Origin of the sequence: Streptomyces sp. NPDC057682, assembly GCF_042799575.1 — a bacterium.
Classification (GTDB): domain Bacteria; phylum Actinomycetota; class Actinomycetes; order Streptomycetales; family Streptomycetaceae; genus Streptomyces.
In genome coordinates this window covers 251,273-272,928 of record NZ_JBHVIN010000013.1, presented here as the reverse complement: position 1 = coordinate 272,928, position 21,656 = coordinate 251,273, and the positions used below count along the sequence as shown (strand labels likewise).

Annotated in this window: 20 protein-coding genes; 4 read left to right on the top strand and 16 right to left on the bottom strand. The window is 71.6% G+C overall.

Annotation, left to right across the window (positions count from 1 at the left end; translation table 11 throughout):
- Window positions 1–50 precede the first annotated feature (50 nt).
- Entirely contained in the window at window positions 51–416 is a 366-nt protein-coding gene (locus ACFVDM_RS24565; RefSeq protein WP_383643932.1) for a VOC family protein, read from the top strand.
- Window positions 417–422: 6 nt separating this feature from the next.
- Here ACFVDM_RS24565 and ACFVDM_RS24560 read toward each other — a convergent pair whose 3' ends face one another.
- From ACFVDM_RS24560 to ACFVDM_RS24495, 14 genes are all read right to left on the bottom strand, one after another.
- A complete protein-coding gene (locus tag ACFVDM_RS24560) occupies window positions 423–1,943 on the bottom strand; it encodes a PH domain-containing protein (protein ID WP_383643929.1) in 1,521 nt (506 codons plus the stop codon).
- Window positions 1,940–2,443 (bottom strand): PH domain-containing protein, encoded by a 504-nt coding sequence (locus ACFVDM_RS24555; RefSeq protein ID WP_383643926.1) that lies wholly within the window; start codon window positions 2,441–2,443, stop codon window positions 1,940–1,942. The genes ACFVDM_RS24560 and ACFVDM_RS24555 overlap by 4 nt, the downstream gene beginning before the upstream one ends.
- Window positions 2,444–2,447: 4 nt before the next feature.
- The gene (pgi, locus tag ACFVDM_RS24550) at window positions 2,448–4,100 is read right to left on the bottom strand and encodes a glucose-6-phosphate isomerase (protein ID WP_383643974.1); all 1,653 of its coding nucleotides are present in this window, start codon (window positions 4,098–4,100) and stop codon (window positions 2,448–2,450) included.
- Between the two features lie 166 nt (window positions 4,101–4,266).
- A complete protein-coding gene (locus ACFVDM_RS24545) occupies window positions 4,267–4,602 on the bottom strand; it encodes an RNA polymerase-binding protein RbpA (protein ID WP_383643923.1) in 336 nt (111 codons plus the stop codon).
- Window positions 4,603–4,712: 110 nt separating this feature from the next.
- Window positions 4,713–4,949 carry a preprotein translocase subunit SecG gene (gene secG / locus ACFVDM_RS24540; RefSeq protein WP_383643920.1) on the bottom strand — a complete coding sequence of 79 codons (237 nt, stop codon included), beginning with the start codon at window positions 4,947–4,949 and terminating at the stop codon, window positions 4,713–4,715.
- 112 nt (window positions 4,950–5,061) lie between these two features.
- Window positions 5,062–5,850, bottom strand: a complete 789-nt coding sequence (gene tpiA / locus ACFVDM_RS24535; RefSeq protein ID WP_383643917.1) for a triose-phosphate isomerase — start codon at window positions 5,848–5,850, stop codon at window positions 5,062–5,064.
- Window positions 5,851–5,856: 6 nt separating this feature from the next.
- Window positions 5,857–7,068: a phosphoglycerate kinase gene (locus ACFVDM_RS24530; protein ID WP_383643914.1), complete on the bottom strand. Its 1,212-nt coding sequence runs from the start codon at window positions 7,066–7,068 to the stop codon at window positions 5,857–5,859.
- A 109-nt stretch (window positions 7,069–7,177) separates the two neighbouring features.
- Window positions 7,178–8,188 (bottom strand): type I glyceraldehyde-3-phosphate dehydrogenase, encoded by a 1,011-nt coding sequence (gene gap, locus ACFVDM_RS24525; protein ID WP_073968324.1) that lies wholly within the window; start codon window positions 8,186–8,188, stop codon window positions 7,178–7,180.
- 258 nt (window positions 8,189–8,446) lie between these two features.
- Window positions 8,447–9,436 carry a DNA-binding protein WhiA gene (gene whiA / locus ACFVDM_RS24520; protein ID WP_356736213.1) on the bottom strand — a complete coding sequence of 330 codons (990 nt, stop codon included), beginning with the start codon at window positions 9,434–9,436 and terminating at the stop codon, window positions 8,447–8,449.
- Window positions 9,427–10,461, bottom strand: coding sequence for a uridine diphosphate-N-acetylglucosamine-binding protein YvcK (gene yvcK / locus ACFVDM_RS24515; RefSeq protein WP_383643909.1), 1,035 nt, complete (start codon window positions 10,459–10,461; stop codon window positions 9,427–9,429). The genes whiA and yvcK overlap by 10 nt, the downstream gene beginning before the upstream one ends.
- On the bottom strand, window positions 10,458–11,423 hold the full coding sequence (gene rapZ, locus ACFVDM_RS24510) for an RNase adapter RapZ (RefSeq protein WP_383643906.1): 966 nt from the start codon (window positions 11,421–11,423) through the stop codon (window positions 10,458–10,460). The genes yvcK and rapZ overlap by 4 nt, the downstream gene beginning before the upstream one ends.
- Window positions 11,420–13,480, bottom strand: coding sequence for an excinuclease ABC subunit UvrC (gene uvrC / locus ACFVDM_RS24505; RefSeq protein ID WP_383643903.1), 2,061 nt, complete (start codon window positions 13,478–13,480; stop codon window positions 11,420–11,422). Before uvrC ends, rapZ begins: the two co-directional genes overlap by 4 nt.
- 197 nt (window positions 13,481–13,677) lie before the next feature.
- Complete coding sequence (locus ACFVDM_RS24500) at window positions 13,678–14,559, bottom strand: hypothetical protein (protein WP_383643900.1); 882 nt, start codon at window positions 14,557–14,559, stop codon at window positions 13,678–13,680.
- 4 nt (window positions 14,560–14,563) lie between these two features.
- Window positions 14,564–15,196, bottom strand: a complete 633-nt coding sequence (locus ACFVDM_RS24495) for a papain-like cysteine protease family protein (RefSeq protein WP_383643897.1) — start codon at window positions 15,194–15,196, stop codon at window positions 14,564–14,566.
- A gap of 230 nt (window positions 15,197–15,426) precedes the next feature.
- Here ACFVDM_RS24495 and ACFVDM_RS24490 point away from each other — a divergent pair, with 230 nt between their 5' ends.
- A complete protein-coding gene (locus ACFVDM_RS24490) occupies window positions 15,427–16,353 on the top strand; it encodes a hypothetical protein (protein WP_383643894.1) in 927 nt (308 codons plus the stop codon).
- 45 nt (window positions 16,354–16,398) lie between these two features.
- Here the strand turns inward: ACFVDM_RS24490 and ACFVDM_RS24485 are convergent, their stop codons facing one another.
- Window positions 16,399–16,827 (bottom strand): Rieske (2Fe-2S) protein, encoded by a 429-nt coding sequence (locus ACFVDM_RS24485; protein WP_383643891.1) that lies wholly within the window; start codon window positions 16,825–16,827, stop codon window positions 16,399–16,401.
- A 262-nt stretch (window positions 16,828–17,089) separates the two neighbouring features.
- Window positions 17,090–20,125: an excinuclease ABC subunit UvrA gene (gene uvrA / locus ACFVDM_RS24480; protein ID WP_383643888.1), complete on the bottom strand. Its 3,036-nt coding sequence runs from the start codon at window positions 20,123–20,125 to the stop codon at window positions 17,090–17,092.
- A gap of 174 nt (window positions 20,126–20,299) precedes the next feature.
- Here uvrA and ACFVDM_RS24475 point away from each other — a divergent pair, with 174 nt between their 5' ends.
- Entirely contained in the window at window positions 20,300–20,989 is a 690-nt protein-coding gene (locus ACFVDM_RS24475; protein ID WP_383643885.1) for a maleylpyruvate isomerase family mycothiol-dependent enzyme, read from the top strand.
- Between the two features lie 10 nt (window positions 20,990–20,999).
- Window positions 21,000–21,656, top strand: a complete 657-nt coding sequence (locus tag ACFVDM_RS24470; RefSeq protein WP_383643883.1) for an MBL fold metallo-hydrolase — start codon at window positions 21,000–21,002, stop codon at window positions 21,654–21,656.

Genomic DNA, 21,656 nt, shown 5'->3' with positions numbered 1-21,656 from the left:
CGCCCCCGTGACGGGGCGGGCCGGGCCCGTTCGCGTGAGAGGGTCGGGCCATGGTGCACATCGGATCGGTGGTGATGGGCGCGTCGGACGTACGCCGTGCGGCGGCCTTCTGGAAGGCGGCGCTCGGCTATGTCGAGCGCGAGCCGGCGACGGAGGACTGGGTGGTGCTGGTGCCCGCCGACGGGAAGCCGGGTCCGGGGCTCTCCCTGGGGCTCAGCGGCTCCCCCGTCCAGGAGGTCCCCCGGGTCCATCTGGATCTGTACACCGAGGAGCAGGACGCCGAGGTGGCGCGGCTGCTCGCGCTCGGGGCGGCGGAGACCGACTGGCGGCTCTATCCGGAGGACCCGGACTTCGTGGTCCTGGCGGACACCGAGGGCAATCGGTTCTGCGTCATCGACACGACACACGGCCGCTGACCGGCCTCACTCCCCCGGCGGGACGGGCTCCAGGAAGGGCTCCAGCAGCCCCGGGACGGCCTCGGCCGCGAAGGCGAGGCCCTCGGACGCGTCGGCGTCGTACACGGTGTAGGAGCCCGCTCCGGCGGCCGTCGTCGCGGTGACGTTCAGGACCCCGGCGCGCCGCTGGAACCAGCTCTGGCCGACCGTCCAGCCGATCACCCCGGCCCGTTCCAGCGCGGCGGTGGAGCGGCGCAGCGCGCCGGAGCGGGTGATCAGATAGCGGCCGCCGATTCCGTGGCCGAGGCCTCGGTAGGCCTCGCGCGCCAGCAGCCGGGCCGCAGGCAGCCCGGCGACGGCACAACCGAGCGCGGTCCAGAGCAGGACGGGGGTCAGCAGGGCGCCGAGGACCGCGAGAACGAGCACGGGGAGCAGCACGGCCGCCAGGGCCCGGCGCAGCCGGCGTCCGCGCGCGGCGGGCGGGTGCGCGGTGAGCTCGGTGGTGGTCGGAGAGGTGTCCTCGCGCAGGACGGCCGCGGCGACCTCGTCGGCGAGCGGCCGGGGCGCCGGGGGCAGCAGGGTGTTGCGGTCGCCGCCGCGCTGGTCCTCGTCGTCCTTGGCCAGGCCGGTGGTGATGGCGTCGAGGCGGGCGGCACCCAGCAGCCGCACGCCGAGCGGTTCGACGAGGTCGATGCCGCGCAGCCGGCGCTCCTCGACGGAGACGGACCGGGAGGTGAACAGTCCGCGGCGCAGGTGCAGGGTGCCGCCCGGCTCGCGCTCCAGCCGGTAGTTCCACCACATCTCGACCCAGAGGCCCAGCGCGCCGACGATTCCGGCGAGCAGGGCGGCGGACGCGACGATCACGACGACGGTGACCGGGGAGAACTCCCGGAACCGCTCCCCGGCCCAGGCGATGACCCGGCCCTGGGCACCGAACCAGTCGCTGACCTGGAGCACCGCGCCGAGGGCGGCGCCGCCGAGCGCGGGGGCGACGAAGGAGACCGGCGCGTAGCGGATCCAGCGCGGGTCGAGCGTGACGAGTTCGCCCTCGCGGTGGTGGCCGGGGGTGCGGCCGGCGCCGCGTTCCAGGAGGGTCCGGCGCAGGCGTTCGCCCTCGGCGCGGGCGACCGGGTCGAGTTCGAGGGTGGAGTCGCCGCCGCTCTGCTCGCCGGTGCCGATACGGACGGTGACCAGGCCGAGGACGCGTTGGACGGGGTGGGCGGTGAGGTCGACGCTGCGGATGCGGTCCCGGGCCAGGGAGCGCTTCCTGACGAGCAGGAGGCCGGTGTGGAGGTCGACCCGGTCGGTGGTGACGCGATAGCGGGTGCGGCGCCAGCGCACCAGGTCGGCGCCCGCGCTGCCGGTGATCAGGACCGCCGCACCGGCCAGCACCCAGGCGATCGCGGGGCCGAGGCCGAGGCGGCCGGCGAGGCCGAGCGTGGTCGGTACGGCGGCGCCGGCGGCCACCCCTGCGGTGACCAGGGCGGTGAGCCAGACGGTGCGGCGGTCGAGCGGGCGCCAGTCGCCGGGCGGCGCGGGGGTGCTCACGTCGCGTCGCCGGGGGTGTCCTGGGTGATCCGGGTCAGCTGGTCGGCCAGGTCCGCCGCGCGTTCGTGGTCGAGGCCGGCGATGCGCAGCTCGCCGTGGGCGGAGGCGGTGGTGACCGTGACGGTGGCGAGGCGGTGGAGCTGTTCGAGGGGGCCGCGCACGGTGTCCACGGTCTGGATCCGGGACATCGGCGCGATCCGCCACTCCTGCCACAGCACCCCCGTGCGCACGTACACGGCCTCCCCGGTGACCTCCCAACGGTGGGTGCGGAACCGCCAGAGGGGGACGAGGAGGGCGCAGCCGGTGCCGAGGACCGCGAGCACCCCGGCGGCGAGCAGCAGCCAGAACCGGGCGGGGGTCACAAGGACCCCCAGCACGGCCAGGACGGCCACCGGCGCGGCCGTGCCCAGCAGCCAGCGGGTCCGCCACCAGCCGACGGCCCGCGGGTCCGGTGTGCGGGCCGGGGCCCGCAGCCGTACCCTCCCCTCCCCCTCCGTCATGGACTCAGCGCCCCCGGCGTGCGCGGTAGGCGGAGACCAGCGCGGCCGTGGAGCTGTCGAGCCCGCCGGTGCCCTCGTCCCCGGTCAGCACCGGCTCGATCTTCTTGGCGAGGACCTTGCCGAGTTCGACGCCCCACTGGTCGAAGGAGTCGATGTTCCAGACGGCGCCCTGGACGAAGACCTTGTGCTCGTAGAGCGCGATGAGCTGGCCGAGCACCGAGGGGGTGAGCCGGTCGGCGAGGATCGTCGTCGTCGGGTGGTTGCCGCGGAAGGTCTTGTGCGGCACCAGTTCCTCGGGAACGCCCTCGGCGCGGACCTCGTCGGGGGTCTTGCCGAAGGCGAGCGCCTGCGTCTGGGCGAAGAAGTTGGCCATCAGCAGGTCGTGCTGGGCGACCAGTCCGGGCAGCAGGGCCTCGACGGGCTCGGCGAAGCCGATGAAGTCGGCCGGGATGACCTTGGTGCCCTGGTGGATCAGCTGGTAGTAGGCGTGCTGGCCGTTGGTGCCGGGGGTGCCCCAGACCACCGGTCCGGTCTGCCAGTCGACGGGGTTGCCGTCGCGGTCCACGGACTTGCCGTTGGACTCCATGTCGAGCTGCTGGAGGTACGCGGTGAACTTGGACAGGTAGTGGCTGTAGGGCAGCACCGCGTGCGACTGGGCGTCGAAGAAGGCTCCGTACCAGACGCCGAGCAGGCCCAGCAGCAGCGGGGCGTTCTCCTCGGCGGGGGCGGTGCGGAAGTGCTCGTCGACGAGGTGGAAGCCGTCGAGCATCTCGCGGAACCGCTCGGGACCGATGGCGACCATCAACGAGAGGCCGATGGCGGAGTCGTACGAGTAGCGGCCGCCGACCCAGTCCCAGAACTCGAACATGTTGGCCGTGTCGATGCCGAAGTCCGCGACCTTCTCCGCGTTCGTGGAGAGCGCCACGAAGTGCTTGGCCACGGCTTCCTGACCGGCCCTCAGTCCGGTCAGCAGCCAGTTCCTGGCGGAGGTGGCGTTGGTGATGGTCTCGATCGTCGTGAAGGTCTTGGACGCGATGACGAACAGCGTCTCGGCCGGGTCGAGGTCGTGCACGGCCTCGTGGAGGTCGGCGCCGTCGACGTTGGAGACGAAGCGGACGGTGAGGGAGCGGTCCGTGAAGGAGCGCAGCACCTCGTAGGCCATGGCGGGGCCGAGGTCGGAGCCGCCGATGCCGACGTTGACGATGTTCTTGATCGGCTTGCCGGTGTGGCCGGTCCACTCCCCGGAGCGGACGCGCTCGGAGAAGGCGGCCATCCGGTCGAGCACCGCGTGCACGGCGGGCACCACGTTCTCGCCGTCGACCTCGATCACGGCGCCGCGCGGGGCGCGCAGCGCGGTGTGCAGGACGGCGCGGTCCTCGGTGGTGTTGATCCTGTCGCCGCGGAACATCGCGTCCCGGAGTCCGGCGACGTCGGTGGTCTCGGCGAGGCGGCGCAGCAGCGTCAGCGTCTCGTCGGTCACCAGGTGCTTGGAGTAGTCGATGTAGAGGTCACCGACCCGCAGGGTGTATCCGGTGCCGCGTTCCGGATCGTCCGCGAACAGCCCGCGCAGATGCGTCGAGCCGAGCTGCTCGCGGTGCTTGCCCAGCGCCGCCCATTCCGGCGTCTGGTCGAGCCTGGTACGGCTTTGTGCGTTCATCCCGGACATCAGCCCACTTCTTCTCGTAACCGCAGTTTCCCCGCTGCCCCACCAACCTAATTGATCGTGGCGGTGGAGGGCGCAACGGCGGGCTGCGGCCCGGCGAAAGGGCGCCGGCCGGGCACCCTGGGGGTGTCCGGCCGGTGAACTTCTATGCGGGCATGTCTCAGATCTCGCCGCGGAGTTTGGCGAGGGCCTCGGCGAGGATCGCCTCGCCGTCCGCGTCGCTGCGCCGCTCGCGCACGTACGCGAGGTGCGTCTTGTACGGCTCGGTGCGCGGCGGGTCCGGCGGGCTGTCCTGGTCCTGGCCGGCCGGGAAGCCGCAGCGCGGGCAGTCCCAGGTCTCCGGTACCTGCGCGTCATGGGCGAAGCTCGGCTGCGTCTCGTGCCCGTTCGAGCACCAGAAGGAGATGCGGAGACGTGGCGCGGACTCGCCGCGCTCGGCCTCCCCCATCGGCCCCGCTCCGACCCGGCTTCCCCGGATCGCGTTGCCACTTGCCACGGTCGTAACTCCCTGCGTGATGGTGCTCGAAGATGCCCCAGTCTACGTAAGGCCCAACGCGCGTCCAGTGAAAGGAGTTACACCTCCACCGGCGAATCGCACGCGCGGGGTCAGTTGTCCAGCTTGATGAGGAGACCAAGCACGACGATGCACGCGAACCAGGCCAGACCGACCACCACGGTGATCCGGTCGAGGTTCCGCTCGGCGACGGAGGAGCCGCCGACGGACGACTGCATGCCGCCACCGAACATGTCGGAGAGACCGCCGCCCTTTCCCTTGTGCATCAGCACCAGCAGCATCAGCAGCAGGCTGAAGACGATCAGGGCGATCTCGAACGCCAAAACCACGGCTGGTCCCTACTTTCCGGAAATCCTGGACTGCGTATGCGAACAACGGGGGCCGGGAGGTGGTGCCCTCCTGGCCCCCGCAAGGGTACGACGGATCCGCGCTACCGCATACTCACTGGTCGCGGAAGCGGACGATCTTGACGAACTCGTCGGCGTCCAGGGCGGCACCGCCGATCAGGGCGCCGTCCACATCGGGCTGCGCCATGATCGCGGCCACGTTGCCGGACTTCACCGAGCCGCCGTACTGGATGCGGACCGCGTCGGCCAGCTCCTGCGAGTACAGCTCGGCGAGGCGGACGCGGATCGCACCGCAGACCTCCTGCGCGTCCTCGGGGGTGGCGACCTCGCCGGTGCCGATGGCCCAGACCGGCTCGTAGGCGATCACGATGGACTCGGCCTGCTCGGCCGGGATGTCCTTCAGGGCGCCGTCGAGCTGCGCGAGGGTGTACGCGACCTGCTCACCGGCCTTGCGGACGTCCAGGCCCTCGCCAACGCACAGGATCGGGGTCAGACCGTGCTGGTACGCGGCCTTCACCTTGGCGTTGCAGACCTCGTCGGTCTCGCCGTGGTACTGGCGGCGCTCGCTGTGGCCGACGGCGACGAAGGTGCACTTCAGCTTGGCGAGCATGGAGCCGGAGATCTCACCGGTGTACGCGCCGGAGTCGTGCGCCGAGATGTCCTGGGCGCCGTACTTGATCTTCAGCTTGTCGCCGTCGACCAGCGTCTGCACGGAGCGCAGGTCGGTGAAGGGCGGCAGGACGGCGATCTCGACGGCGTCGTAGTCCTTGTCGGCCAGGGCGAAGGCGAGCTTCTGGACGTGGGCGATGGCCTCCAGGTGGTTGAGGTTCATCTTCCAGTTGCCCGCCATCAGCGGGGTCCGGCCGTGGGCAGTAGCAGTCATGAAAGGTCAGTCCTCCAGAGCGGCGAGGCCGGGAAGCGTCTTGCCCTCGAGGTATTCGAGGCTGGCACCGCCACCGGTCGAGATGTGTCCGAACGCGTTCTCGTCGAAGCCCAGGATGCGGACCGCGGCGGCCGAGTCGCCACCGCCGACCACGCTGAAGCCCGAGGAGTCGACGAGGGCCTGGGCGACGGCCCGGGTTCCCTCGGCGAAGTCGGGGTGCTCGAAGACGCCCATCGGGCCGTTCCAGAAGACGGTGGCCGCGTCGGCGAGCTTCGATGCGTAGAGCTTGTTGGTCTCCGGACCGTTGTCCAGACCCATCTGCCCGGCCGGCATGGCGTCGGCGGGGACGGTGTCGGGGTGGGCCGGGGCCTTGGTCTTGAGGTCGGGGAAGGCGGGCGCGACCACGACGTCGACGGGGAGCACGAACTCCACGCCCTTCTCCTCGGCGCGCCGCAGGTACTCCTGGACCGCCGGGATCTGGTCCTCCTGGAGCAGCGAGCTGCCGACCTCGTGGCCCTGGGCCTTGAGGAAGGTGTACGCCATGCCGCCGCCGATGAGGATGCGGTCGGCGCGCTCCAGCAGGTGGTCGATGACGCCGAGCTTGTCGGAGACCTTGGCGCCGCCGAGCACCACCGCGTACGGGCGCTGCACGTCGTCGGTGAGCTTCTTCAGGACGCCGACCTCGGTGGCGATCAGATCGCCGGCCGCGTGCGGGAGACGGGCCGGGAGGTCGAAGACGGAGGCGTGCTTGCGGTGCACGGCGCCGAAGCCGTCGCCCACGTACAGATCGGCCAGCTCGGCCAGCTGGTCGGCGAACGCGCCGCGCTCGGCGTCGTCCTTGGACGTCTCGCCGGGGTTGAAGCGCAGGTTCTCGATGACGGCGACCTCGCCGTCGGTGAGCGCGGCAACGGTGGCGCGCGCGGACTCGCCGACGGTGTCGGTCGCGAAGGCCACCTCGGTGCCCAGCAGCTCGCCGAGCCGGGTCGCGGCGGGGGCCAGCGAGAACGCCGGGTCCGGGGCGCCCTTGGGGCGGCCCAGGTGCGAGGCGACGACGACACGGGCGCCGGCCTCGGCCAGCTTCCGCACGGTCGGCTCGACGGCACGGATCCGCCCGTCGTCGGTGATGGTGGTGCCGCTGAGCGGCACATTGAGGTCGGCGCGGACGAATACCCGCTTGCCGGCGACCCCTTCGGCGAGAAGTTCGTCGATCGTCTTCATCTGTCTGGACTCCTTGGAGCGCGAGGGAGGCATGCGACGGGGCTCGAACGGCGCGCCGTTGCGCCGTTCGAGCCCCGTGCTCACATCGAGGTGCCTGCCGGACCGACGGTCAGAGCTGGCCGCCGACGAACACCGTCAGGTCGACGAGGCGGTTGGAGTAGCCCCACTCGTTGTCGTACCAGCCGAGGATCTTCACCGTGTTGCCCTCCTGGACCATGGTCAGGGAGGAGTCGAAGGTGCAGGACGCCGGGTCGCTGACGATGTCCGAGGACACGATCGGGTCCTCGGTGTAGTACAGGATGCCCTTCAGGTCGCCGTCGTCGGCGGCCTTCTTGAACGCGGCGTTGACCTCGTCCTTGGTGACCTCGCGCTGCAGGGTGACGACCAGGTCGGTGGCGGAACCGGTGGGGACCGGGACGCGCATCGCGATGCCGTCGAGCTTGCCCTTGAGCTGCGGGAGGACCAGGGCGGTGGCCTTGGCGGCACCCGTGGTGGTCGGGATGATGTTCTCGGCGGCGGCGCGGGCGCGGCGCAGGTCCGAGTGCGGGAAGTCCAGGATGCGCTGGTCGTTCGTGTACGCGTGGACCGTCGTCATCAGGCCCTTGACGATGCCGAAGTTCTCGTCGAGCACCTTGGCCATCGGCGCGACACAGTTGGTCGTGCAGGAGGCGTTGGAGATGACGTGGTGGTTGGCCGCGTCGTACTTGTCCTGGTTGACGCCCATCACGATGGTGATGTCCTCGTCCTTGGCCGGAGCCGAGATGAGGACCTTCTTGGCGCCGCCCGCGATGTGCTTCTCGGCGTCGGCCTTCTTGGTGAAGATGCCGGTCGACTCGATGACGATGTCGACACCCAGCTCACCCCAGGGGATGTCGGCCGGGTTGCGCTCGGAGAGCACCTTGATGGTGTGGCCGTCGACGGTGATGGTGTCGGCGGTGTGGCTGACCTCTGCCTTCAGACGACCCAGGATGGTGTCGTACTTCAGCAGGTGGGCCGTGGTCGCGGTGTCACCCAGGTCGTTGACAGCCACGATCTCGATGTCCGCACCCTGCTCCAGCAGCGCGCGGAAGTAGTTACGACCGATGCGGCCAAAGCCGTTGATGCCTACGCGGATCGTCACGAACCGATCTCCTCGTTAGGTACGCCGGTTTTCGACGCCGGCGAGTTGTATGGGATGTCCCCGACCGCCTACGACCCTACCCTTCCGAGGCCTCCGGGGTGACATCGAGCGGGGCCGTAAGAACGCCACGGGCCCGTACTCCCCGGTAGGGCTACGGGCCCGCGGCGTTCCGCTCCCGGCGGCCGGCGCGGTCACACAGCGTCAACGTCGGCCGGTGCGCGGCGCGTTCCCCTCCGGACCGGCCGGAGAGGGCCGCGCTCAGCCGACCAGACCGTCGGCCATCTCTTCGCTGAGAGTGGATTCCGTTCCCGGGACGCCGAGGTCCTGGGCGCGCTTGTCGGCCATGGCGAGCAGCCGGCGGATGCGTCCGGCGACGGCGTCCTTGGTGAGCGGCGGGTCGGCCAGGGCGCCCAGCTCCTCCAGCGAGGCCTGCTTGTGCTCCATGCGCAGCCGGCCGGCCGCCGCGAGGTGCTCGGGGACCTCCTCGCCCAGGATCTCCAGGGCGCGGCCCACCCTGGCACCGGCGGCGACGGCGGCACGGGCGGAACGGCGCAGGTTCGCGTCGTCGAAGTTGGCGAGCCGGTTGGCGGTGGCGCGGACCTCGCGGCGCATCCGCCGCTCCTCCCAGGCCAGCACCGACTCATGGGCGCCGAGCCGGGTGAGCAGGGCGCCGATGGCGTCGCCGTCGCGGACGACGACCCGGTCCACCCCGCGCACCTCGCGGGCCTTCGCCGCGATGGAGAGCCGGCGGGCGGCTCCGACCAGGGCGAGGGCGGCCTCCGGACCGGGGCAGGTCACCTCCAGGGAGGAGGAGCGGCCCGGCTCGGTGAGCGAGCCGTGGGCCAGGAACGCGCCGCGCCAGGCGGCCTCCGCGTCGCAGGTGGCCCCCGAGACCACCTGCGGGGGAAGGCCGCGGATGGGGCGGCCGCGGCCGTCCACCAGGCCGGTCTGGCGGGCCAGCTGGTCGCCGCCCGCCACCACCCGTACGACATAGCGCGAGCCCCGGCGCAGCCCGCCGGGGGCCATCACGATCAGCTCCGAGCTGTGCCCGAAGATCTCCAGGATGTCCCGCTTGAGCCGGCGCGCCGCCATCGCGGTGTCCAGCTCCGCCTCGATCACGATCCGGCCGCTCACCAGGTGCAGCCCGCCCGCGAACCGGAGAATCGCCGAGACCTCCGCCTTGCGGCAGCAGGTACGGGTCACGGGAAGCCGGGAGATTTCGTCCTTCACCGCTGGCGTCATCGCCATGGGCCGATCCTTCCATGCATCCGAAAAATACGGTCGTACGCGGCGGCCAACAGCTCCGGATCATGAATCGGAACGCCGTCGGGTGAGGCCACGGGCGCCAGCTCGACCGCGGCGCCGAGCCGTTTGGCGGCATCGGCGAGGGACTCGCGGTCGGGCACGGCGGCCTCGTCGGCCAGCACCACGTCCAGGGCGAGTTTAGGGGCGTGTCGTCCCAAAACCTCCAAATGACGCTGCGGAGAGAAGCCATCTGTTTCACCGGGTTGCGGTGCGAGGTTCAGCGAGAGGACCTTGCGGGCCTTGGTCTCGACGAGCGCGTCCAGCAGTTCGGGGACGAGCAGATGCGGAATGACCGAGGAGAACCAGGAGCCGGGGCCGAGCACCACCCAGTCCGCGTCCAGCACCGCGGCGACCGCCTCGGGGACGGCCGGCGGGTCGGCGGGGACCACGTGCACCGACTGGACCTCGCCGGGGGTGAGCGCCACCGTGGCCTGGCCGCGCACCGTGTCCACGTCGTCCGGGCGCTCCGGGTCGTGCCCCTTCACGAGCGCCTGGAGCTCCAGCGGCACGGCGGACATCGGCAGCACCCGGCCGTGCGCGCCGAGCAGCTTGCCGACCAGGTCGAGGGCCTGGACGTGGTCGCCCAGCTGCTCCCAGAGGGCGACGATCAGCAGATTGCCGACCGCGTGCTCGTGGAGGTCGCCCTTGGACTGGAAGCGGTGCTGGATGACCTGGGCCCAGGTCTGGCCCCACTCGTCGTCCCCGCACAGGGCGGCGAGCGCCTTGCGCAGGTCGCCGGGCGGCAGGACGCCCAGCTCCTCGCGGAGCCGGCCGCTGGAGCCGCCGTCGTCGGCGACGGTGACCACGGCGGTCAGATCGCCGGTGATCCGGCGCAGCGCGGTGAGCGAGGCGGACAGGCCCATGCCGCCGCCGAGGGCGACGACCTTGGGCTGTGCGCCGCGCTTGCGGCCCAGCGGCGAGGGGACTCCCCTGCGCAGCCGGCGCAGACGCATGTTGCGACTGGTCACTCGCGCCCCATGTCCCGGTGTACGAGCACGGTCTCGATCCCCTCCGCGGCGAGCCGGGCCGCCAGCTTCTCCGACATGGCCACGGACCGGTGCTTGCCCCCGGTGCAGCCGACCGCGATCGTCACATAGCGCTTGCCCTCGCGGCGATAGCCGGCGGCGACGAGCTGGAGCAGTTCCGTGTACTGGTTGAGGAATTCCTTGGCGCCCGGCTGGTCGAAGACGTACGAGGACACCTCCTCGTTGAGTCCGGTGAAGGGGCGCAGCTCCGGGACCCAGTGCGGGTTGGGCAGGAAGCGGCAGTCCACCACCAGGTCGGCGTCGACGGGCAGCCCGTACTTGAAGCCGAAGGACATCACCGTGGCGCGCAGCTCCGGCTCCTCCTCGCCGGCGAACTGGGCGTCCATCTTGGCCCGCAGCTCGTGGACGTTGAGGCCGGAGGTGTCGATCACCAGGTCGGCGTCGCCGCGCAGCTCGCGCAGCAGGTCGCGCTCGGCGGCGATGCCGTCGACGATGCGGCCGTCGCCCTGGAGGGGGTGCGGGCGGCGGACCGACTCGAAGCGGCGGACCAGGGCGTCGTCGGAGGACTCCAGGAAGACGATGCGCCGGGTGACGCCCTTGGACTCCAGGTCGGCGAGGGATTCCCGCAGGTTGTCGAAGAAGCGCCGGCCGCGGACGTCGACGACGACGGCGATCCGGGCCACATTGCCCTGCGAGCGGGCGCCGAGCTCCACCATGGTGGGGATCAGCGCGGGTGGCAGGTTGTCCACGACGAACCAGCCGAGGTCCTCCAGACACTTGGCGGCCGTGCTGCGTCCGGCGCCCGACATGCCGGAGATGATCACCAGCTCGGGGATGGCCACCGTGCTGTCGCCCGTCTCGGTCGGGGTGCCCGTACTCACGTGTGCTGCTCCGTCTGCTCGGTCGGTGCGGTCGTGCGCGTGTTCATGGTCGTGCTCGGTCATGTCGTGCTGCCCCCGTCGTCCTCTTCCATGATCTCTCCTGTCGCCGTGTTCACGGCGGGCGCGGCCGGGGCGGCCGAGGCGAGGGCGGCCGCCACGGACTCCGCCGTCCGGCGGCCTATCCCCGGAACCTGGCAGATCTCGTCGATTGTCGCCTGCCTCAGCTTCTTGACGGAGCCGAAATGCTTGATCAGAGCCTGTTTCCGGGTGTCGCCGAGGCCGGCGACCGCGTCCAGGGGGCTGGACCGGATGCGCTTGGCCCGTTTGGCGCGCTGGTAGGTGATGGCGAAGCGGTGCGCCTCGTCGCGGACGCGCTGGAGGAGGTAGAGGCCCTCGCTGGAGCGGGGCAGGACGACCGGATCGTCGTCGTCGGGCAGCCAGACCTCTTCCAGGCGCTTGGCCAGGCCGCAGACGGCGATGTCGTCGATGCCCAGCTCGTCCAGGGCCCGCTTGGCCGCCGCGACCTGGGGCTGTCCGCCGTCGACCACCAGGAGCTGGGGCGGGTAGGCGAAGCGCTTGGGGCGGCCGTCGTCCTCACGGGGCTCGCCGGAGCCGGTGTCCCCGTCGTCGGGATCCCCGGCGGGCACGGGGCCGGTGGGGGCGGGGCCGGTGGCGGACGCGTCCGTGGTCCGCGGGTCCTCCTCCCACTCCCCCAGCCGCTCCTTCTCCTGGAGGTAGCGGCGGAAGCGGCGGCCGATCACCTCGTGCATCGAGCGGACGTCGTCCTGGCCCTCGAAGCCCTTGATCTGGAAGCGGCGGTACTCCCCCTTGCGGGCCAGACCGTCCTCGAAGACGACCATCGAGGCCACGACGTCGTCGCCCTGGAGGTGCGAGATGTCGAAGCACTCGATCCGCAGCGGGGCGGAGTCCAGGCCGAGCGCCTCGGCGATCTCCTCCAGGGCCCGGGAGCGGGTGGTCAGGTCGGAGGCGCGCTTGGTCTTGTGCAGGGCCAGGGCCTGCTGGGCGTTGCGCTCGACCGTGACCATCAGGTCCTTCTTGTCGCCGCGCTGCGGGACGCGCAGGCTGACCTGGGAGCCTCGGCGGCCGGCCAGCCACTGCGCGACCGCGTCCGGGTCCTCGGGAAGGGCCGGGACCAGGACCTCCTTGGGGACGGAGTCGCCGCTCTCCTCCCCGTACAGCTGCTGGAGCGCGTGCTCGACGAGGCCGGAGGTGTCGACGTTCTCCACCTTGTCCGTCACCCAGCCGCGCTGGCCGCGCACCCGGCCGCCGCGCACGTGGAAGATCTGGACGGCGGCCTCCAGCTCGTCCTCCGCGACGGCGATCAGATCGGCGTCGGTGGCGTCGGCGAGGACGACGGCGCTCTTCTCCATGGCGCGCCTCAGCGCCTCGACGTCGTCGCGCAGCCGCGCCGCGCGCTCGTACTCCATCTCCTCGGCCGCCGCCATCATGTCCTTCTCCAGACGGCGGATGTAGGTGCCGGTGCGGCCGGCCATGAAGTCGCAGAAGTCGTCCGCCAGTTCGCGGTGCTCCTCGGGGGTGACACGGCCGACGCAGGGGGCCGAGCACTTGCCGATGTAGCCGAGGAGGCAGGGGCGGCCGGTGCGGGCGGCGTTCTTGAACACACCGGCGGAGCAGGTGCGTACGGGGAAGACCCGGAGCATCAGGTCGACCGTCTCGCGGATCGCCCAGGCGTGCCCGTACGGACCGAAGTAGCGCACGCCCTTCTTCTTGGCGCCGCGCATGACCTGGACGCGCGGGAACTCCTCGTTGAGCGTGACCGCGAGGTAGGGGTAGCTCTTGTCGTCCCGGTACTTGACGTTGAAGCGGGGGTCGAACTCCTTGATCCAGGAGTACTCCAGCTGGAGCGCCTCGACCTCGGTGGCGACGACGGTCCACTCCACGGAGGCCGCGGTGGTCACCATCGTGCGGGTGCGCGGGTGGAGTCCGGAGAGGTCCTGGAAGTAGTTGGCCAGGCGCTGGCGCAGGCTCTTCGCCTTCCCGACGTAGATCACCCGGCGGTGCTCGTCGCGGAATTTGTAGACCCCCGGGGAGTCGGGGATCTGTCCCGGCTTGGGGCGGTAGCTGGAGGGGTCTGCCATGGTCCCCACCCTACTTGCGGGCAGTGACAGCGCGGGTGCCCCGGAAGGGAGCCGCGCCCCGGGGCACGCGGTGAGGTCGCGTGCTCCGGGGCGCGGTGCACCGGGGAGGCGCGGACCGTGCCGTCGTCGGGTGGGACGGCACGGTCCCGGGCGTCACGGACCGGCGGTCGGCTGTCCGTGACCTCGTGGACCGGAGGTCATCCGGTGCGGCGCCGGTGGCGCAGGCGCAGGACCGCCGCCCCGCCCAGGGCGAGCAGTCCGGCCGCTCCGGCGGCCGTCGCGGTGGCGGGGACGCCGCCGTCCGGGGTGCCGGAGCCGGGCGCGGAAGCCGCGACGGCCGGGCCGGAGCGGGGGCCCGGGGACACGGCGGACGGGCCGTAGCCGCCCGCCTTGCCGGAGCGGGCGTAGCGGGAGCCGGGGAGCTTGTCGGCGTAGGCGGCGCGGACCCGGGTGCGGTAGGCGGCGAGCGTGGTGCCGTGCGCGCCGACGGCCTTCACGGCGTCCTCGTCGAGCGGGAGCACCCGGCTGCCCTTCTGGACGTACCAGGCGTCGATCTGCGGTTCCCGGAACACGGTGCCGCCGGGCAGGGCGCGGGCCCCGGCCGCCGCGTAGCGGGATTCGTCGTCGCCCGAGGCGATGTTCACGACCTGCCAGTCCCCGTTGCCGTCGGGTGCGGGCAGCGTCCAGAGCGACGCCTTCTGCCCGTCCGAGGAGACGGCGGTGCTGGCCAGGTAGTCGAGGGCGGCGACGGGCGCCCCCGGCTCGCCCGCGACGAAGGCCGCGTTCAGGCTGCGTACGGGTACGGTCGCGCCTTCGACGCGGGGTGCGGCCGCCGCCCTGCTGACGGCGCCCTCCCGGGCGAAGAACCGGGACAGCGTGTTGAGGGTGGCGCTGTCGGTGGCGGCCTCGTGGGCGGCCGCCAGGGCCGCCGGGGTGGCCGAGGGGCCACTGGCCGAGGTGCCGTCGGCGGCCGCCGCCTGCGGGGCGGCGGTGAGCAGGGCGGCCCCGGCCAGCAGGCCGCTCGCGAGGACGGCGGCGGCGACGGGGCGCGCACCGCGTGCGCTGCGGAGGGAGGTCATGCCGTCACGCCCCGATCCGGTAGAGGGAGTGGGTCCAGGAGAACTCGCTGTTGTTCACGTACCAGGCGTGGGAGGCCCAGTTGTAGCGGTTGCTGGAGGGCCAGGGATCGCCCCAGTAGACCCAGCTCCCGGAGTCGTCGTAGCCGTACAGGACGTGCATGTGGCCGCCGCCGGAGGACCACTGGATACGGGTCTCCACCGGGCGGCCCGCGGCGATCTCGGCCTGCACGGTCGGGTAGCGCAGCCAGCCGTTGACGTACGAGCCGGGGTTGATGCCGGCCCAGTACAGACCGTTCTGGACGTTGTCGAGGGCGGCCTGCGAGTTGGGGCACTCGTAGCCCTGGGCACGGCCGAAGGCGGCGTTGCAGAACTGGTTCTGCGAGTAGGAGCGGCCGAACCAGGTGGCGATGGTGTTGCCGGAGGCGGCCCAGCACCAGTTGCTCTTCTGCTGGGCCTGCATGGTGATGTTCAGGCGTCGGGCGGCGGCGAGGGCGGCCGGTGCGGTGGCCGTGGTGCGGTCGGCGGTGGTGCGGTCGGCGGCGGTGGCGGTCACGGTGACCGCGGGGGCGGTGAGCAGCAGGGCGGCGAGTACGACGGTCACCGACCGCCGCAGTCCTCGTGCTCTTCGGTTGCGCATGGTAATCCTCCCGTGGTGGGACGGGGTGGGGGTTTCAGGAGCGCGTCCGGACGCTGTCGAGGAGCATCAACCGTTGTCGGGAACGGGTCAACGCGCTTCAATGCGGGGGAACACCGCGGTGTGAACGACGGTGGCGGGTGCGTGAACGCCCTGCCCCGCCCACCTGCGGACCGGCAGTCCCACGGCGCGGCCGCTCGCCCGCCCGTCGTGAACGTTCACCTGGAGGACCCATGCAGCACACCGAGGCCGAACTGGCGCAGGTGCTGCACACCGGCCCGTTCCATCTGGCGCTGCGCACCGCGCTCTCGGTGCGCGGGCTACCGCTCCAGCGGGTGCAGCACCATCTCGCGCACCGCGGGGTCAGGGTCGGGGTGACCAGTCTCAGCTACTGGCAGCAGGGGGCCCGGCGTCCGCAGCGTCCGGAGTCCCTGCGGGCCGTGAAGGCGCTGGAGGAGGTGTTGCGGCTGCCGGAGAACTCACTGCTCGGGTTGCTGGACGCCGGGGAGTCCCGCGACGGGTCCGAGCGCCCGCCGGCCCGCTCGTACCGCTCGCTGGTGGAGGGGTCCGGGGCGGTGGAGCGGCTGCTGGCCGCCATGGAGTCACCGGCGGACGGCGGGCTGCACACGGTCGGGCACCAGGAGCGGGTGCGGATCGGGTCCGGCCGCCGGCTCCAGCGCCGGACCTCGCAGCACGTCGTACGCGCCCATCGCGACGGGATCGACCGCTATCTGGCCGTCTACCGGGGCGATCCGGGCTGCGATCCCGCCCGGGTCGTGGTGACCGCCCGGGAGAACTGCCGGACCGGGCGGGTGCGGTGGGACGCGGACTGCGGGGTGCTGGTCGCCGAGCTGCTCTTCGACACCCGGCTGCGGGCCGGGGAGACGTATCTCTTCGGCTACGGCTTCGAGGACGGCACGGGCGGGCCGTGCGACGAGTACGTCCGCGGTTTCAGCTTCGGCGGCGGGCAGTACGTGCTCCAGGTCGGCTTCGACGAGGCGGCGCTTCCGGTGCGGTGCCGGCGCTTCGCGCAGGTCTCGGCGGGGGCCCCGCGCGGTGCCCGCTCGGATCTCACGCTCACCGGCCGGCACCGGACGGTGCACCTGGTGGAGCAGGGGGTGCGTCCGGGGCTCGTCGGGATCGACTGGGACTGGGAGTGACCGGGCCCGCGGGTGACGGGGCCGGACGGTCCGTGAGGGGGCGTCTCAGGCGTCGGGGCCGGCGACCAGCTTGCCGCCCTCGACCCGGACCGGGACGGAGGGCAGCGGGACGGTCGCGGGGCCGTGCAGGGCCTTGCCGGTGGTGGTGTCGAAGAGGCTGCCGTGGCAGGGGCAGTGGCCCTCGTTCTTCTCGACCCGGTCCAGCAGGCAGCCCGCGTGGGTGCACTGGGCGCTGAAGGCCTTGAACTCGCCCTTGGCCGGGCAGCTGACGATGACACGCTGCTCGCGGTAGAGCTTGGACTGGCCGACCGGGACCTCGTCCGGGGTGCCGAGCTCGACCGGTGCGGTGGGGGTCGGCGACTCGGCGTGGCCCAGCTTGGAGTCGGTCGAGCAGGCGGCCGCGCCGAGACCGGCGACGCTCGCGAGGGCGGCGCCCTTCAGCACGGTGCGGCGGGCGGCGGGCTGGCCGGACATGCGGTCTCCACGGGTCTCGGGGCTGCGGGTCAGGGGGTCTGCGATGTCCGAACACCTCGGGCGAGGGCGGCATCGGTGACGGAACCGACGATACCGGCGGTGCCGGAGGCGTCCGCGCCGGGGGGCGGACGCCGTCGGCGACGGGCGGCGTCGCGGCGACGGACTGCGGGAGCAGACAGCCGGAGCGGACCGCGGACGGCGGCCCTCGGTCCGTGTACGTCCACGGGCCGGGGCCGCCGTCCGCTGCCGGGTGCTCCCGGCGTCAGGCCTTGCGGGCCCGGGTCGCCTTCTTGGCCGCGGTCTTCTTGGCCGCTGCCGTACCGGTGGCGGTGGCGGTCTTCTTCGCCACCGTCTTCTTCGGGGCAGCCGTCTTCTTCTCGGCAGCCGCTTTCTTCGCGGCGGTCTTCCGCGCGGCCTTCCTCGGCGCCGGGAGCGCCGCCGCCTCGCTCACGCGGTCGGCGTCCAGGATGTCCTGGAGGAACTTCCCGGTGTGACTGGCGGGGACGCCCGCCACATGCTCCGGGGTGCCCTCGGCGACGACCAGACCGCCGCCGTTGCCTCCCTCGGGTCCCATGTCGATGACCCAGTCCGCGGTCTTGATGACATCGAGGTTGTGCTCGATGACGATCACCGAGTTGCCCTTGTCGACCAGACCGGAGAGCACCTGGATCAGCTTGGAGATGTCCTCGAAGTGCAGACCGGTGGTGGGCTCGTCCAGGACGTAGACCGTCCGGCCGGTGGAGCGCTTCTGCAGCTCGCTCGCCAGCTTCACGCGCTGGGCCTCGCCGCCGGAGAGCGTCGGCGCGGGCTGGCCGAGCCGCACGTATCCCAGGCCGACCTCGTTGAGCGTGCGCAGATGGCGGGCGATGGTCGGGACGGCCTCGAAGAACTCCAGGCCCTCCTCGATCGGCATGTCCAGCACCTCGGCGATGGACTTGCCCTTGTAGTGGACCTCCAGGGTCTCCCGGTTGTAGCGCGCCCCGTGGCAGACCTCGCACGGGACGTAGACGTCCGGCAGGAAGTTCATCTCGATCTTGATCGTGCCGTCGCCGGAGCAGTTCTCGCAGCGGCCGCCCTTGACGTTGAAGGAGAACCGGCCGGGCAGATAGCCGCGGACCTTGGCCTCCATCGTCTCCGCGAACAGCTTGCGGACATGGTCGAAAACGCCGGTGTACGTCGCCGGGTTGGAGCGCGGCGTACGGCCGATGGGCGACTGGTCGACGTGCACCACCTTGTCGACCTGGTCGTCGCCGTCGACCCGGGTGTGCCGGCCGGGCACCGACTTGGCGCCGTTCAGCTCACGGGCCAGGTGGGTGTAGAGGATGTCGTTGACCAGCGTCGACTTGCCGGATCCGGAGACGCCGGTGACGGCGGTGAGGACACCGAGGGGGAAGGAGACGTCGATGTCCCTGAGGTTGTTCTCCCGGGCGCCGTGCACCGTGAGCAGCCGGGAGGGGTCGACCGGGCGCCGCACCTCGGGGGTGTCGATCGCCTTCCTGCCGCTCAGGTACTGACCGGTGATCGACTTGTCGTTGGCCAGCAGCTCCTTGAGCGATCCGGAGTGGACCACCTTGCCGCCGTGCTCGCCGGCTCCGGGGCCGATGTCGACGACCCAGTCGGCGATCTTGATGGTGTCCTCGTCGTGCTCGACGACGATGAGCGTGTTGCCCATGTCGCGGAGGCGGACCAGGGTCTCGATCAGCCGGTGGTTGTCCCGCTGGTGGAGCCCGATGGAGGGCTCGTCCAGCACATAGAGGACACCGACCAGACCGGAGCCGATCTGGGTGGCGAGCCGGATGCGCTGGGCCTCGCCGCCGGACAGGGTGCCGGCCGCGCGGTTGAGCGAGAGATAGTCCAGGCCCACGTCGACCAGGAACCTCAGCCGCTCGTTGACCTCCTTGAGCACCCGCTCGGCGATCTTCTTGTCGCGGGCGTTCAGCTTCATCCGGCCCAGGAACTCGGCGCACTCGCTGATCGACATGGCGGAGACCTCGGCGATGGACTTCTCCATCACCGTGACCGCCAGGACGATCGGCTTGAGGCGGGTCCCCTCGCAGGTGGGGCAGGGCACCTCGCGCATGTAACCCTCGAAGCGCTCCCGGCTGGAGTCGCTCTCGGCCTCAGAATGGCGCCGCTTGACGAACTGGACGGCGCCCTCGAAGGACGGCGTCGTATAAGCGCGCTCGCGCCCGTAGCGGTTGCGGTAGCGCACCTCGGTCTGGATCTTGTGGCCGAAGAGCAGCGCCTTCTTGGCACGCTGGGGCAGCCCGGCCCAGGGGATGTCCGTACGGAAGCCGAGGGCGTCGGCCAGGGCCCGGATCTGGCGGCCGAAGTACTCCTTGGTGTGGCCGTGCGACCAGGGGTGGATGGCACCCTCGTCGAGGGACTTCTCCTCGTCCGGGACGATCAGCTCGGGGTCGACCTCCATGCGGGTGCCGATGCCCGTGCAGTCGGGGCAGGCGCCGAACGGCGAGTTGAAGGAGAAGGAGCGCGGCTCCAGCTCCTCGAAGGAGAGGTCGTCGTACGGGCAGTAGAGGTGCTCCGAGTACATCCGCTCGCGCTCGGGGTCGTCCTCGGGAAGGTCGACGAAGTCGAGCACGACCATGCCGCCGGAGAGGCCCAGCGCGGTCTCGACCGAATCGGTCAGCCGGCGCTTGGCGCTGTCCTTGACGGTGAGGCGGTCGACGACCACCTCGATGGTGTGCTTCTCCTGCTTCTTGAGCGTGGGCGGCTCGGAGAGCTGAATGGTCGCTCCGTCGACCCTGGCCCGGCTGTACCCCTTGGTCTGGAGATCGGAGAAGAGGTCGACGAACTCGCCCTTGCGCTCGCGCACCAGCGGCGAGAGCACCTGGAAGCGGCTGCCCTCGGGCAGGCCGAGGACCTTGTCGACGATCGCCTGCGGCGACTGCCGGGAGATCGGCCGGTGGCACTCGGGGCAGTGCGGCTTGCCGATCCGGGCGAAGAGCAGCCGGAGGTAGTCGTAGACCTCGGTGATCGTGCCGACCGTCGAGCGCGGGTTGCGCGAGGTCGACTTCTGGTCGATGGAGACGGCGGGCGAGAGGCCCTCGATGAAGTCGACGTCCGGCTTGTCCATCTGGCCGAGGAACTGGCGGGCGTACGAGGAGAGGGACTCCACGTAGCGCCGCTGGCCCTCGGCGAAGATCGTGTCGAACGCGAGCGACGACTTGCCCGACCCGGAGAGCCCGGTGAAGACGATCAGGGAGTCGCGGGGAAGGTCGAGCGAGACGTTCTTGAGGTTGTGCTCGCGAGCGCCACGGACGATGAGACGGTCGGCCACGCCGGTCCGCACCTTTCTAGAGGGAAGCGGGGGAACTGAGCCCCTGCCCAGGGTATGGGGGGCGCCACAGCGGTGTACGAAGCTTTCGACTCCGAGCGTATAGCACGCGCATTCGATTTACGGACGGCTGAAGACTCCTTCACCCGAATGAGTGGCGGCACTACGCTCGGGGCCATGAATGATCACGCGCACGACCTGGCCGCACTTCGGGAAGCGACCGATCGGCTGCTCAGCGCCACGGAGAAACTGGACGACGCGGCCCTCGCCGGCCCGTCACGTCTGCCGGGCTGGAGCAGGAACCATGTGGTCGCCCACCTCTCACGTAACGCCGACGCGCTCGTAAATGTTCTCCGGGGCCGGGCCATGTACGCAGACAGCGAAACCCGCGACCGGGACATCGAGCGCGACGCCCTCCGCCCCCGCGCGGAACAGCTGGCCGACCTGGCCGCGAGCGCGGAACGCTTCATGGCGGCCGCGGCCGTACCGGCGGACTGGTCCCGCACGGTGGAGCTGCGCAACGGCGTGACGGACTCCGCCTCCCGGATCCCGTTCCGCCGCTGGGCCGAGGTCGATCTGCACCACGTCGACCTGGGGATCGGCTACGAGCTGGAGGACCTGCCCGAGGAGTTCACCGCGCGGGAGATCGACTTCCTGGCCGAGCGGTTCGCGGGTCACCCGTCGGTCCCGTCGACCGGCCTGGCCGACGCGGCGGGCCGCACCTGGACGACCGGCGGCGGCGCGGAGGGCGGGCCCGTGGGCGTGCGCGGCACGGCGTCCGAGCTGCTGGGCTGGCTCAGCGGCCGGCGGGACGGCTCGGCCCTCACGGTCGACGGCGGATCGCTGCCCGCGCTCCCTCCGCTATAGGGTGATATGCGTGACGTACAGCGGAGCGGTGAAGGTCGGCGGACGCGCGGATGTGCACGAGCTGACGGATCTGATGATTTCCAAGGTCGCGGTCGGCCCGATGAACAACAACGCCTATCTGCTGCGCTGCCGGGCCACCGGTGAGCAGTTGCTGATCGACGCGGCCGCCGAGGCCGGGACGCTGCTGCGGCTGATCGGTGACGACTCGATCGCCTCGGTCGTCACCACCCATCGGCACCGCGACCACTGGCAGGCGCTGGCCGAGGTGGTCGCGACGACGGGTGCGCGGACGTACGCCGGGCGGTTCGACGCCGAGGGGATCGAGGTCCCCACGGAGGTGCTGGTCGAGGACGGCGACACCGTGCTCGTGGGCGAGGTCGCGCTGACCGCCCGCCATCTGACCGGGCACACCCCCGGATCGATCGCGCTGGTCTACGACGACCCGCACGGCGCCCCTCACCTGTTCACCGGCGACTGCCTCTTCCCCGGCGGGGTCGGCAACACCCGCCGGGACCCCGAGGCCTTCGCGAGCCTGCTGCACGACGTGGAGACCAAGCTCTTCGATCCGCTGCCGGACGAGACCTGGGTCTACCCGGGGCACGGCGACGACACCACGCTCGGCGCCGAGCGCCCGCACCTCCCGGAGTGGCGCGCCCGGGGCTGGTGA